The 11991-nt window shown below is 31.0% G+C and carries 15 protein-coding genes; 3 read left to right on the top strand and 12 right to left on the bottom strand.

What is annotated here, in order from left to right:
- Positions 1 to 15 precede the first annotated feature (15 nt).
- Positions 16 to 813 (bottom strand): nitroreductase family protein, encoded by a 798-nt coding sequence (locus tag OC526_RS02935; RefSeq protein ID WP_262122096.1) that lies wholly within the window; start codon positions 811 to 813, stop codon positions 16 to 18.
- Positions 814 to 886: 73 nt separating this feature from the next.
- On the opposite strand from OC526_RS02935, the gene OC526_RS02930 reads away from it, so the two are divergent.
- Positions 887 to 2686, top strand: coding sequence for an ATP-dependent helicase (locus OC526_RS02930; protein WP_262122095.1), 1800 nt, complete (start codon positions 887 to 889; stop codon positions 2684 to 2686).
- 52 nt (positions 2687 to 2738) lie between these two features.
- Positions 2739 to 3248, top strand: coding sequence for a type 1 glutamine amidotransferase domain-containing protein (locus OC526_RS02925; protein ID WP_262122094.1), 510 nt, complete (start codon positions 2739 to 2741; stop codon positions 3246 to 3248).
- Between the two features lie 76 nt (positions 3249 to 3324).
- Here OC526_RS02925 and OC526_RS02920 read toward each other — a convergent pair whose 3' ends face one another.
- Positions 3325 to 3489, bottom strand: a complete 165-nt coding sequence (locus tag OC526_RS02920; protein ID WP_262122093.1) for a DUF4177 domain-containing protein — start codon at positions 3487 to 3489, stop codon at positions 3325 to 3327.
- Between the two features lie 36 nt (positions 3490 to 3525).
- On the opposite strand from OC526_RS02920, the gene OC526_RS02915 reads away from it, so the two are divergent.
- Positions 3526 to 4239: a DUF1624 domain-containing protein gene (locus tag OC526_RS02915; RefSeq protein WP_262122092.1), complete on the top strand. Its 714-nt coding sequence runs from the start codon at positions 3526 to 3528 to the stop codon at positions 4237 to 4239.
- A gap of 26 nt (positions 4240 to 4265) precedes the next feature.
- On the opposite strand, the gene OC526_RS02910 is transcribed toward OC526_RS02915, so the two are convergent.
- The 10 genes from OC526_RS02910 to OC526_RS02865 all read right to left on the bottom strand — a co-directional run bounded on the left by OC526_RS02910 (position 4266) and on the right by OC526_RS02865 (position 11986).
- Positions 4266 to 4877: a DUF4230 domain-containing protein gene (locus tag OC526_RS02910; protein ID WP_262122091.1), complete on the bottom strand. Its 612-nt coding sequence runs from the start codon at positions 4875 to 4877 to the stop codon at positions 4266 to 4268.
- Between the two features lie 84 nt (positions 4878 to 4961).
- Positions 4962 to 5588, bottom strand: a complete 627-nt coding sequence (gene trmB / locus OC526_RS02905) for a tRNA (guanosine(46)-N7)-methyltransferase TrmB (protein ID WP_262122090.1) — start codon at positions 5586 to 5588, stop codon at positions 4962 to 4964.
- Positions 5589 to 5626: 38 nt separating this feature from the next.
- Entirely contained in the window at positions 5627 to 6994 is a 1368-nt protein-coding gene (brnQ, locus tag OC526_RS02900; protein ID WP_262122089.1) for a branched-chain amino acid transport system II carrier protein, read from the bottom strand.
- A 78-nt stretch (positions 6995 to 7072) separates the two neighbouring features.
- A complete protein-coding gene (locus tag OC526_RS02895) occupies positions 7073 to 7567 on the bottom strand; it encodes a GAF domain-containing protein (protein ID WP_262122088.1) in 495 nt (164 codons plus the stop codon).
- The gene (locus tag OC526_RS02890; RefSeq protein ID WP_262122087.1) at positions 7564 to 8169 is read right to left on the bottom strand and encodes a hypothetical protein; all 606 of its coding nucleotides are present in this window, start codon (positions 8167 to 8169) and stop codon (positions 7564 to 7566) included. The genes OC526_RS02895 and OC526_RS02890 overlap by 4 nt, the downstream gene beginning before the upstream one ends.
- Positions 8166 to 8516: a Spx/MgsR family RNA polymerase-binding regulatory protein gene (locus tag OC526_RS02885; protein ID WP_262122086.1), complete on the bottom strand. Its 351-nt coding sequence runs from the start codon at positions 8514 to 8516 to the stop codon at positions 8166 to 8168. Before OC526_RS02885 ends, OC526_RS02890 begins: the two co-directional genes overlap by 4 nt.
- 49 nt (positions 8517 to 8565) lie before the next feature.
- The gene (locus OC526_RS02880) at positions 8566 to 8847 is read right to left on the bottom strand and encodes a DUF503 domain-containing protein (RefSeq protein ID WP_262122085.1); all 282 of its coding nucleotides are present in this window, start codon (positions 8845 to 8847) and stop codon (positions 8566 to 8568) included.
- Positions 8847 to 9419: a YesL family protein gene (locus OC526_RS02875; protein WP_262122084.1), complete on the bottom strand. Its 573-nt coding sequence runs from the start codon at positions 9417 to 9419 to the stop codon at positions 8847 to 8849. The genes OC526_RS02880 and OC526_RS02875 overlap by 1 nt, the downstream gene beginning before the upstream one ends.
- A 38-nt stretch (positions 9420 to 9457) precedes the next feature.
- Positions 9458 to 11080 (bottom strand): extracellular solute-binding protein, encoded by a 1623-nt coding sequence (locus OC526_RS02870; RefSeq protein ID WP_262122083.1) that lies wholly within the window; start codon positions 11078 to 11080, stop codon positions 9458 to 9460.
- 9 nt (positions 11081 to 11089) lie between these two features.
- Positions 11090 to 11986 carry a carbohydrate ABC transporter permease gene (locus tag OC526_RS02865; RefSeq protein ID WP_262122082.1) on the bottom strand — a complete coding sequence of 299 codons (897 nt, stop codon included), beginning with the start codon at positions 11984 to 11986 and terminating at the stop codon, positions 11090 to 11092.
- Positions 11987 to 11991 lie beyond the last annotated feature (5 nt).

Raw genomic sequence — 11991 nt, 5'->3', positions numbered from 1 at the left:
AAAGTCGCCCTATCTTTACATTTTCTTAGTAGCTATATATGTGTATTTATCAGATGAAATTTCTGGATTGATGTCCCATCCACTTGTCATTGCTAGGGATTTTCCAAGTTCATCTACATAATACATTATTATACCAGCATCGATTAGATTTACATCTCCCTTAAAGTTTTCGATGTATAATTTGATTTCATCATCTATAATTACAAATCTCCAAGGTTGTTCATTGTGAGTTGATGGAGCAAATTTTGCATAGTCAAAAATATCGTTTAATCCTCTTTGTTCTAGGTCTTCATCTGTTGCTGGTGTATCAAAATCTCCTAGGAATACTAAATCTTCAGTAGCTACCCTATCATCATATCTACGTTGACGCACTTGCTCATCTAGTGGATAGCCCACTGCTAAAAGTAAATTTACATCACCATCTGTGAAGTTAAATGCAGATTGTTTTACTGTTGTTTCTACATCATTTACTGTAATCCAGCACGATCCAAGTCCAAGTTCGTTAAGTCTTGTAATAATTTCTTCCATACCGTAAGCACCTTTTACAATCGATGCAGGATTTGTATTTAAAGAATTAAGTGCAATATATGCTGGAGCTTTTATCATGATTCCACGGTAGCCAGCTACACCTTCTAGGGCTTTATAAATAGACTCCCCATCAGTATTTACTAAAAAAGATAAATCATCTTTGCCAAGCTTTTCTGCCTCAGCATCTACGATTTCAAATAATTTCTTTCTAGTAGCTTCATCTATAGCTGTATCTTTATATTCTCTAGTTGATGTTCTTGATTTTAAAAAATTTGTTGTAAGCATTGTTACCCCCATATATGTATTCTCTTATAATTTTACCATATTTTAATAAATTTTAATATGGTATGATATTTATATGAAACTTACAGAAAAACAAATTCAAGCTGCAAACCATAAAAATGGTCCCTGCTTGGTTCTTGCAGTGCCGGGAGCTGGCAAGACTACCATGCTTTTAGAAAGAATAAAAATATTAGAAAATCAAATAGATCCTAAAAATATTTTATCACTCACATTTTCCAGGACCCAGGCCCTTGATATGAAAAGTAGATTTGAATTAGAAAATGAAAATAAATCAAATTTCATGACCATTCACGCCTTTTGCTATTTAATCATTAGAAATTACTATAAAAAATCTAAAAGAGAATTAAAAATATTGGAAAGCGATGAAAGCTACAATAAATACAATCTCATACAAAAAATTTATTTTGATATAAATGGCAAGTTAATGTCATCAGAAGATTTACGAAACTTTTTTACAGAAGTTGGTTACATGAGAAATAGCATGGCAGATCTTTCTTATCTAAAAAAATCACAGATAAAGAATGTTGAGAAAATTTATTATACTTACGAAAACTTCAAAAAAGAAAATTCTTATATAGATTTTGATGATATGCAGACCATAGCCCTAAGACTTTTAAATGAGCATCCGAATCTTTTAAATTCTGTAAAAAATAAATACAAATATATCCAACTAGACGAGGGCCAGGATACTTCTCTATTGCAATTTAAGATCATAGAAAAAATTATATATCCAGAAAATAATCTAATGGTAGTTGCTGATGATGATCAGTCCATATATTCTTTTAGAGCTGCAGAACCGGATTATCTCTTAAATTTTAAATCAATATTTCCTGATTCCAAAATAATTACCATGGATGAAAATCACAGGTCACAAGCAAATATTGTAAAAGTTTCAAATGATTTTATAAGGCAAAATAAAAAAAGGTACGAAAAAAACTTATTTACAAATAAAAAAGCAACTAGCAAGGTTCATAAAAACTATGCCAAGGATAGTATGGATGCCTTTTCTTATATATTAAAAAATATTGAAGCTAATAAAACAAATGCGATTCTTTATAGAAACAATATTTCTTCCCTAAATCTAGTTAGTTTTCTCATGGATGCTGAGATTGATTTTGCGATAAATAATGGATCTAGAGATTTTTTTGATTCTAAAATTTTAAAAGATATGGTGAATATTATTAATTTTTCCAATGATTTTTATAATGTAGAGCTTTTTACAGAAATTTATTATATGGTAAAAACTTATTTATCACGTGAGGAAATTGAAAAGCTAGTATTAAAACCAAAAAATTATACAGTCTTTGACTACCTCCACGAATACATAGATGATGAAAAGGCCTATGGACTTTTAAGAAAAGAAAAAGAATTTAAAAACTTAAGAAATATGTCTGTAGACAAACAATTTGCTTATATTTATAAGACCATGGGTTATAGAGAGTATATCAAAATGTTTTCTAATAAATATTATGAAGTTGTGATAAATAAGGATTTGTATATGGAAAGCATGATTAATTTTTCCAAAGGATTAAAAAATTTGGATGAATTTTATAGCAAAATAGAAGTTTTTGAAAAAATATTAAACAGAAGAAATAAATCAAATATTATATTATCCACCATTCACAAGTCTAAGGGTCTTGAGTATGACAATGTTTTTATCGTTGACCTAGTAAAGGGTGAATTTCCAATGATTTTTGATTTTAATAGCAAAAACGATCAATTGGAGGAAGAACGCAGAATGTTTTATGTAGCAATGACTAGAGCACGTGAAAATCTACATCTAATATCATTAAAATTTCGAAACGACCATAAGGTCGAGGCTTCAGAATTTTACAATTTTATTAAAAATATATAATTCGGGTAAATATACAATAACGTTGATTATAGAATTCTAAAAGGAGGCTTTAATGAAAAAAATAGCAATATTGGTTGAAAATAAATTTGAAGAAAGTGAATTAATTTACCCTTACCATAGATTTAGAGAAGATTATGAAGTCGTACTTGTAGGTACTGAAGCTGAAACAGAATACGAAGGAAAAGCAGGAGTATACAAGGTAAAATCTGACATAGCAAGTTCTGATGCAAAAGCAGATGAATTTGATGCAGTTTATGTGCCAGGTGGATTTTCTCCAGATGGGATGAGAAAATGTGAAGCTACAGTTAACTTTGTAAAAGAAATGAATGAATCCGGAAAAATAATCGGTGCTATATGCCACGGACCTTGGATACTAGTTGAAGCTGACATTTTAAAAGATATCAAAGCAACATCAGTTAAAACTATTAGTACAGATGTTAAAAATTCCGGAGCAAACTGGGTTGATGAAGAAACTGTAGTAGATGGCAACATAATTACAGCAAGAACTCCAGAAGATTTGCCAACTCACGTCACAACATTTGTAAGAGAACTTGAAAAATAAGATAAAATTTTAGCCCCTCTTAGGGGCTTTTTAATTTTCTAAATTTCTCTTTCAAATATAATATTGTAGTAGTTTATCATAAATAAACCAGCTTTTTCTTTAGAACAACTAAAACTTGGACCAATCTCCAACCATTCTTGGCATGATCTGCTATTGCTTTTTCTACTTGCTCCATATTATTATCTTGACTTTCTTTTAAACCATTGCTTATAACCACTTTTTCAAATTTATACTCAAACATAAGACCTCCTACTAATATTTATGTTATAATATTAGCATGGAAAGAAATTATAATCTAGATAAGTGGCGTGGTTTTACTATTATTTCCATGGTGCTTTTTCATTTAATGTATAACATAAATTATTACTGGCAAATTGATTGGTATGATGGAACAATTTTAAATAAAATATGGCAATTATCAATAGCTTGTTCATTTTTTATCATATCAGGTATCACATCAAATTTCTTAAGCCCTAAAAAAAACATAAAACGTGGAGTAAAAACAAGCCTAATTGGTTTTGCAATCACACTAATTACCTATGTTGCAGCACCAAATCAATTTATTCTTTGGGGAGTTTTAAATGGACTGGGGGCTTGCATGATAATTGTAGGGCTAATTGAAAATTATAAGGATATTTCACCAAAACGGGCTGTTATTTTTTTAATCCTTTTTATAATTTCATACAAAGTTCCAAGAGGAATCCTCTATGATAATCAATTTTTTAAAAATCTATATGACTTAAATTTTTTCTATCTTGGTTTTCCATCAAGTGATTTTCATTCAACCGATTATTTCCCGCTTATACCGTGGATTTTTATATACCTATATGGTTTTTACTGGGGTAAGTCATTAAAAAACAAAAATTTTTATGATAGACATGGCAGGGATAGCACGCTCGCAAAAATTGGTAGATACGCCATGCCAATTTATATAGCCCATCAAATAATTTTATATCCCCTTGTTACAATTATTTATAATTTTGCAAAATAAAACTAGGAGCATTTAACTCCTAGTTTTTATTTAACACTGACAGTGTAATCTTCTTCTATTATTGGATTTAGTAATAAAATATCTTTTACTGCCTTTAAGGTTTGTTCTTTTGCCTCATCAAGCAGACCCTTATCTATAGCTTCTTTTTCTACTTTTGCTTCTTCCTCTTTTCTAAAGTTTGAATAGTCCTTCATTTCTAGGGGATTAAAAATAGAATTTTTTTCATCATAAACCATTACACTATTTTCATCTATATCATGACTTAGTATTTTTGTCTCTGGTAATGTAACATTTATGGTTTTAGCCTCTTCATTTATATTTATCTTTGCCTGTTCAAGGTCAACTCCAGCATGGATTTCACCTTCATAGGTATATAAAAAGCTTTTTTTAGTAAATGGAATGGTCATTCCTTGAAATTGTTGGCTATTTTCAAATGAAGCAATATTTTTGTAATGGTATTTTAAAGTTGTCAGCTCTTTTGCTTCTTTAAGGGCTGACTCTACAGTTTCTGAAGATATTTTGGTTTCTTCTTCTACATCAAATATGCTTTTTGCATATAAAAAAGCAGCTATAATCAGTCCTGCAACAATCAAAGCACTGATTAATCCTTGCCAAAATTTATTTTTAGATTTATTCATATTAATTCCTTTATTTATTATTTAATAGTATTATACTACATCTTTTAATAAATTAAAGTTTAACTTTAATAATGTCAATATAAATTACTTAAATCTAGCTTTAGCATAATAAATAGGCTTTTGGCGGTCTCTCCATTTTCTTTCATATTCTGTGACTATAGATTCTTGTTCAGCTAAATCAAAGTTTGATTCTAGAATTTCTAATCCATATTCCTCATAATATTTTAATGAGTCTTCGAAAAATTCTAGGTCATCTGTTTTTTGTTCGATAATGCCTTGAGATTTTATAATTTTCTCATACTTTTCTAAAAATCTTGGATGACTCAATCGTCTTTTGTGGTGTTTTGTTTTTGGCCAAGGAGTGGAAAAATTAATGTAAATATAATCTACTTCATCTTTATCAAATGTTTCTGTTAACTCTTCGCCATAATCTACTAAACCGATGACATTTGTAAGCTCTTCTTCTATTATTTTTCTACTCGCAATTACAAAGGCATTTGTATTCATCTCAAGGGCAATAAAATTTATATCAGGATTAGCTTTGGCTTTTTCTATGATAAAGTCTCCTTTTCCTGCACCAATTTCTAGGTGGATAGGATTTTCGTTATCAAAAACTTCATGCCACTTGCCCTTCATATCTCTAGGGTAAAAGAATATCCTGTCATTTTCTTTCATCTCTGGAATTGCATTTGGTTTAAATCTTAATCTCATATTCTCCTCACAAAAAAGGCAAGCCTTGCTCGTTAAAGCTACTTGCCTGTAGTGTAAGTTATTTTACTTTTTTTTGTGTTTTTATCAATGATATATCCTATTATATAACCAATTGCTGCTGGTATTACCCATCCAAATCCTAATTCAAAACCTGGCAAAAATTTATTTGGCAGACTTAGAATATTTGTTACAAAGGCACTATGTGATATGCTTTCTGGCAAATTAGCCAATAAATCAAAAAATGCCGCAACAGCTGTTAGTGCTAAAGTCCATTTATATATTATTTCCCTTTTGCCCGTTTTTATTGAAAGCATAGATAAAAATATTAGGGCGATTGAAAGGGGATATAAGAACATCAAAACTGGTATGGACAGAGAAATAATTTTACTTAATCCTAGGTTTGCTATTAAAAATGAAACTATGGAAAAGATTATGCAGTACTGTTTGTAAGTAACTTTAAATGATAGCATCTCACTAAACATCTCAGAACAAGCTGAAATCAATCCAATTGCAGTTTTTAAACACGCAAGAAATACTATTAGACTTAGTAAAATATGTCCTGCTGAACCTAGATAGTGGCTAGCTATTTTTGCTAAAATTATAGCTCCATTTTCTCCCCCATCCACAATATGGGCAGAACTAGATCCTAAAAATGCTAATGATGAATAAACGATACCCATACCTACCAAGCAAACCAAACCTGCCTTTAAGGTTTCGCGTCCAATATCAGCAGCTTCCTTTACTCCAAGGTCTTTGATAGCAGCTATAATTAAAACGGCAAATGCTAATGATGCTGGTGCATCTAAGGTATTATAGCCATCTATGATTCCAACTGTAAAAGGATTAGATTGATATTTTTCAGTAGGATTTATGGCTGCTGCTGGCCCCATAGGTTTTACTAAAGCTAATATTGCAATAATTGCAAGCAAAACTAAAAAAATTGGTGTCATATATTTGCCAATTATATCTATCAAATTGCCTTTTTTTACTGCAAAATAATAAGCTAGTAAGAAAAATACTATTGAAAAGACCAGTAAATAAATAGTATCATTAGCCCCAACCATTCCCTTAAGAGCTACCTCATAAGAAACTGTAGCAGTACGTGGTATGGCAAACCCTGGCCCAATAGTTAAATAAAGCAAAATAGTGAAAAAATATGCGAAAAAATCTCCAGCAGGTTTTGCTGAGTCAAATAATGAATCGCTATCACTAAGGCCTGTTGCGACAATCCCTAAGATAGGCAATCCAATTGCAGAAATCAAAAATCCAATTGTTACAGGACCAAGATTTACTCCAGATCTTTGACCCAATTCTAGTGGAAATATTAGGTTACCTGCCCCAAAAAATAATCCAAATAGCAGGGATCCCACTAGTATAACTTCTCTAAAACTTAACTTTTTTTTCATAAAATTCCTTCCTTTATCTGAATAATTATATCAAAAAAAGCAAAATTTTACAAAATATTTTTACACTTTAAACTGCCATTAGAATGGATATATTTTTTCTTCAATCATCTGTCCAATAATCTTAAATCCATCCACCTCTGTAGCTGTAAATCTATTTTTAATGGGACTATCCAAATCTAAAACTCCATAGACTTTACCTTGCTTAAAAAGTGGTATCACAAGTTCGCTATTAGATGCACTATCACAAGCGATATGATCAGCAAAATCGTGAACATCATCTACTTTTATAATTTTCTCATCTCTAAAAGATTTTGCACAAACACCCTTATCTAAGCTGAGTCTTGTGCAGGCAGGTAATCCTTGAAAAGGCCCTAAAACTAATTCATTGTCTCTTAAAAAATAAAATCCAGACCAATTTAAGTCTTTTATACAAGCCATTATAAAACTCGAAATATTGCTCATCAATGCAAGTGGATCACTTTCATCATCAAGTTGGATTTTTACAAAATTAATTAGCTCATCCATACGTTCTTGGTCTGACAATTTATCCAATCCTCTTAGTTCAAAACTCATTTTTCCTTCTTTCCAGTATTTAACTTATTAATTAATTCTTCATTTTCCTTTATTGTTTGCTCAATAATCCTATCCAAAAAATTATCAAAGGCATCTTGGCCATAAGAATCAACCATGTAGGTTTTTAAGTCATGGATTAATTCATAGTTATTGGCTGCATTTGGATTTTTTGTAACTAGGACGTCATAAGTGATAGCTACATTGTTTTTGCTATCTTCACTATCTCTAACTTTGGTATTTACAATTTCAAATTCATTGTCTTTATAGCTAATTTTGACAGGGTTGCCCTCTTGTTGCAAAAATATTTTTACATTATCACTTATTTTTAATTCCCTGTCGGCTGGATAAGTTTTTATTAGGCCTAGTATTTTTTCGCTTGTCTTTTGATTATAAAAAAAATTATTAATAGCTTCCTTATCTTGAGCAATTATATCTGATAATTCTTTGGTTGTATCTTCTAATGATTTTATATTTTCTGAGACCATGTCATTTCTGCTTTGCCTTTGTCTAAGGGGCAGAGTTTCTACAAAATAATATAAGATTAAAAGAATTATTAGATAAAAAATATATCTTTTAGTTTTATTTTCTATTTTAAATTTCATAGACTTTCTACATATTTTTTGACATCTGGTCCTACGAAAATTTCTCCATCATCTGTAAAAAGGATTGGTCTTTTTACAAGCATGCCATCTGTTGATAGTAAGTCATAAGCTTCTTCATTAGTCATTTCTGGTAATTTATCTTTGATATTATTTTCCCTATAAATTTTGCCTGATGTATTAAAAAATCTTTTGATTGGCAATTGTGTTTTTTCGTGCCATTGTTTTAGTTCACTTGCATTTGGGTTTTCTTCTTTTATATCCCTATAATCATAAGATATATTTTTTTCTTCTAGCATTTTTTCCACACCCTTGCAGGTTGTACATCTTTTATAACAAATTAATTTCATTTTTCCCTCCTAAAAATATAAGTATATGATATCATCATACCCTTATGATCTAGATTCTTTCTATTGAGTAGTTGGTAACTTCTACTGGATAATTCTTTTCTATTCTTATTAGCAAGTTTTCTAAGAATTCCTTTGCCCTATCGTTTTGATTTGAGATAGTCACAAAGCCTAGGTGGGCAAAATTTTTAATATCATTTGCTGAAATTTCTGCTGATGATATTTTTAAGGTGTTTCTTGCATAATCAATAATTGACTTTACAACCTTTCTCTTATCCTTTAGGCTAAAGCTATCATAAATCTTAATTTCTATATCTAAAAGATAAATAAACATTAGTCTCCCTCCTTTTTTGCAAGAACTTTTTCTACAGAATTATAGGAAAACCAGGCAAAGGGTAAGGCTAGTAAAGGAGCTCCCATAAATAAAATAAGAATTGGAACTTTCATAAATATTATTTCGATTAAAACTAGGCTTGCAATTATAGAAAATAATTCTAAGGGACTGCTTAGGCTTAGGAAAAAAGCTTGCTTAAAATATTCTTTAATTTTTAAATCAAATCTTAAAATACTAATCGGTAAATGAGTTATTAATATTAACATAAAAATAATTAAAATAAGTAAAACAATTTTAAGCACACCATTTTGCAAAATTTGTTTGTTTATATAATAATCGTAGATTAATAATCCAAAAAATAATATAGTAGGCCAAGCAATTTGATTGGCTATCTTAAAATTTTCCCTATATGCATTTTGAAATTCGTATTTCATTGCATCTGGATTTTCTTTGTAAAATATTGATGTCAAAACTTTTACCACAGCTAAAAAAGAAGGGAAGACACCAAGAATGATGCCTCCCCTCAGTGAGTATCCTATAAAATATCCTTGGAGAATAAATATATCTCCCAAAAAGTTTCCTATTTTAATCAATTTATTTTTATTATACATTATTTAATAGCTTTCCATCTATCATAAGCTGCTTGATAGATTTCTATTAGTCTTTCAGCTCCGATTTTATTCATTGTATCTATATATTCTTGCCATGTTTGATCATTTATTTCTTTAGATCCGTTTATAAATTGAGCTTCGTTTTCTTTCATATATGTTTCTAGCTCAACTGTAATGTCACTAACTTCTTCGTTTTCTTCATTTGTAAGGTAAGTTAATGGGAATATTTGCTCTCCGTTTGCTAGAATTTTTTCTTCAGTTTCTTTTTCAATAAAGTCATTGAATGGATTTTCTTTTTCACCACCAATTGGATCTAGTGGTACAGAGTAAGCTGGAACTGTGATTCCGTAAGATGGGGTTACAAATCCACGATATTTTTCTGGGTCATCAGAATTTTGTGCTGCTTCAGAGTATTCTTTTGCTGTTTTATCTTCATTCCATGTCCAAAATGAACCTTCTGGTCCATAATATAAATAATCAAAGCCATCTTTTGTGTAGAATGTATCTACCCAACGAAGGGATGCTTCAACTGATGGGTTTTTGCTAGAAATTGCAAACGAACCACGTTTGATACCAGGTCCTATTGGCATAAGTGGTGTTTTCTGATATTCACTTGTTAGTGGAGCAAACATCGGATCATTTACTGCATCTGCCTCTTCACGGCCTGTTATAAAGTATGAGAACCATTCTTGGAAAACTCCAACTTTATTTTCTTGACCCTTTGCTTGTAATTGCTCTTTTGATTGGGAGAAGATTTCTTGGTCGATTATTCCCTCTGCATAAAGATCATGCATATATTCCAAATATCCTCTAAATCCAGGGTCTGTAAATGAATATGAAACTTTGCCATCTTTTTCAAATGGACCCCAGCCTTTGATACCAAATGCTGGCAAGAACCAAGGGCGTAGGCCTGAGAAGTTTACATCTGAGATAGGAATTTCGTCAGCTTCACCATTGCCATTTGGATCTTCATTTTTAAAACGCAGCATTAGTTCTTTAAATTCTTCAGTTGTTTCTGGTAGTTGTTCTACATTTAAAGCCTTTAGCCATTCACCATTATACCAAATTGGACCCATAACCCATTTTGAAGTAGGACCTTCAGTTATATATGGTAAGGCATATATGTGGCCATCTGTTGTTGTAATTGATTTTTTGATTTCTGGATTTTCTTCCATAAGCTTATTAAAGTTTGGAGCATATTCTGGAATTAAATCTTCTAAGGGAGCCAATAATCCTTGGCTACCATAGTCTACTTCTGCAGCAGCATTTAAAGTATTTGGACCACCCGCATAAATAACGTCTGGTATATCCCCACTTGCTAAAGCAAGGTTTAGTTTCGTTTTAAATTCTGATTGTGGTGGTGTAGTAATATCTAGCTTAATATTTGTTTTATCTTCGTAGTCTTTGATAAAATCCATATCATTCCACTCATTGATTCCTAGACCTGGAGCTATCATCGACATTTCTATTTGATCATCTACTATTGGATAGCCTTCTTTATTTACTTCAATATTGCTAGTTTTTGCACCAGTATCAGCCTTTTCAGCTGGTGTATCTGAATTATTCCCACATCCTGCTAGGGCAAAGACCATTCCTGCTGCTAATAATATTTTTTTATTCATTCTCTCTCCTTAACCTTTCACTGATCCAATCATGACACCCTTTACAAAATATTTTTGTAAAAATGGATAAATAATTATGATTGGAAGTGTTGAAACTATCATAACCCCATATTTTATAACTTGGGCTAATTGTTGTTGGCTATATAAAAACTTAGCCATCTCACCTGACATTGACATATTTGGATTTGAGCTCATATCCTGGATTACCAAAATCTCCCTTAGAATCATTTGAAGAGGATACTTGCTCCTATCATCTATATATAAAAGAGCTCCAAAATACTGGTTCCAATGGCCTATACCATAAAATAAAGCCATAACAGCTAGAATCGGTTTTGAAAGTGGCAATACTATTTCAAAAAATATCCTAAAAAAGCTTGCTCCATCAATGACCGCTGATTCTATTAACTCCTCTGGGATATTGGTCTGAAAATACGTCCTTACAACAATTAAGTTATAAACTGAGACTGCTCCAGGTAGGATCAAGGCCCACATGGAGTTTTTAAGACCAAGTCCTGTAATTAATAAATATGACGGAATTAATCCCCCGCTGATAAACATTGTTACTAGGATAAATTTCATAAAGAAATTGCGACCCGGTAGTTCGCGCCTTGCCAAGGCGTATCCTGCTGGAATAGTAAATACAAGATTTACCAAGGTCCCCACCAATGTATAAATAATTGTATTGAGATATCCATTCCAAATATCTTTATTTCTAAAGATTATTTTGTATCCTTCCCATGTAATATCTTTAGGGAGTAAAAGCATTTTGCCAGAATTAACCGCAATTGGGGAAGAAATCGAAGCTGATACTATATATATAAGAGGGTACAAAACTACTATCAAAACTAATATGACAATAACATGGACTATGATATCAAAAATCTTATCCGAATTTTTCTTATTCATATGTC

It is taken from the genome of Anaerococcus sp. Marseille-Q5996 (genome assembly GCF_946893725.1).
GTDB classification, from domain to species: Bacteria; Bacillota; Clostridia; order Tissierellales; family Peptoniphilaceae; genus Anaerococcus; species Anaerococcus martiniensis.
This window is presented reverse-complemented; position numbering and strand designations above follow the sequence as displayed.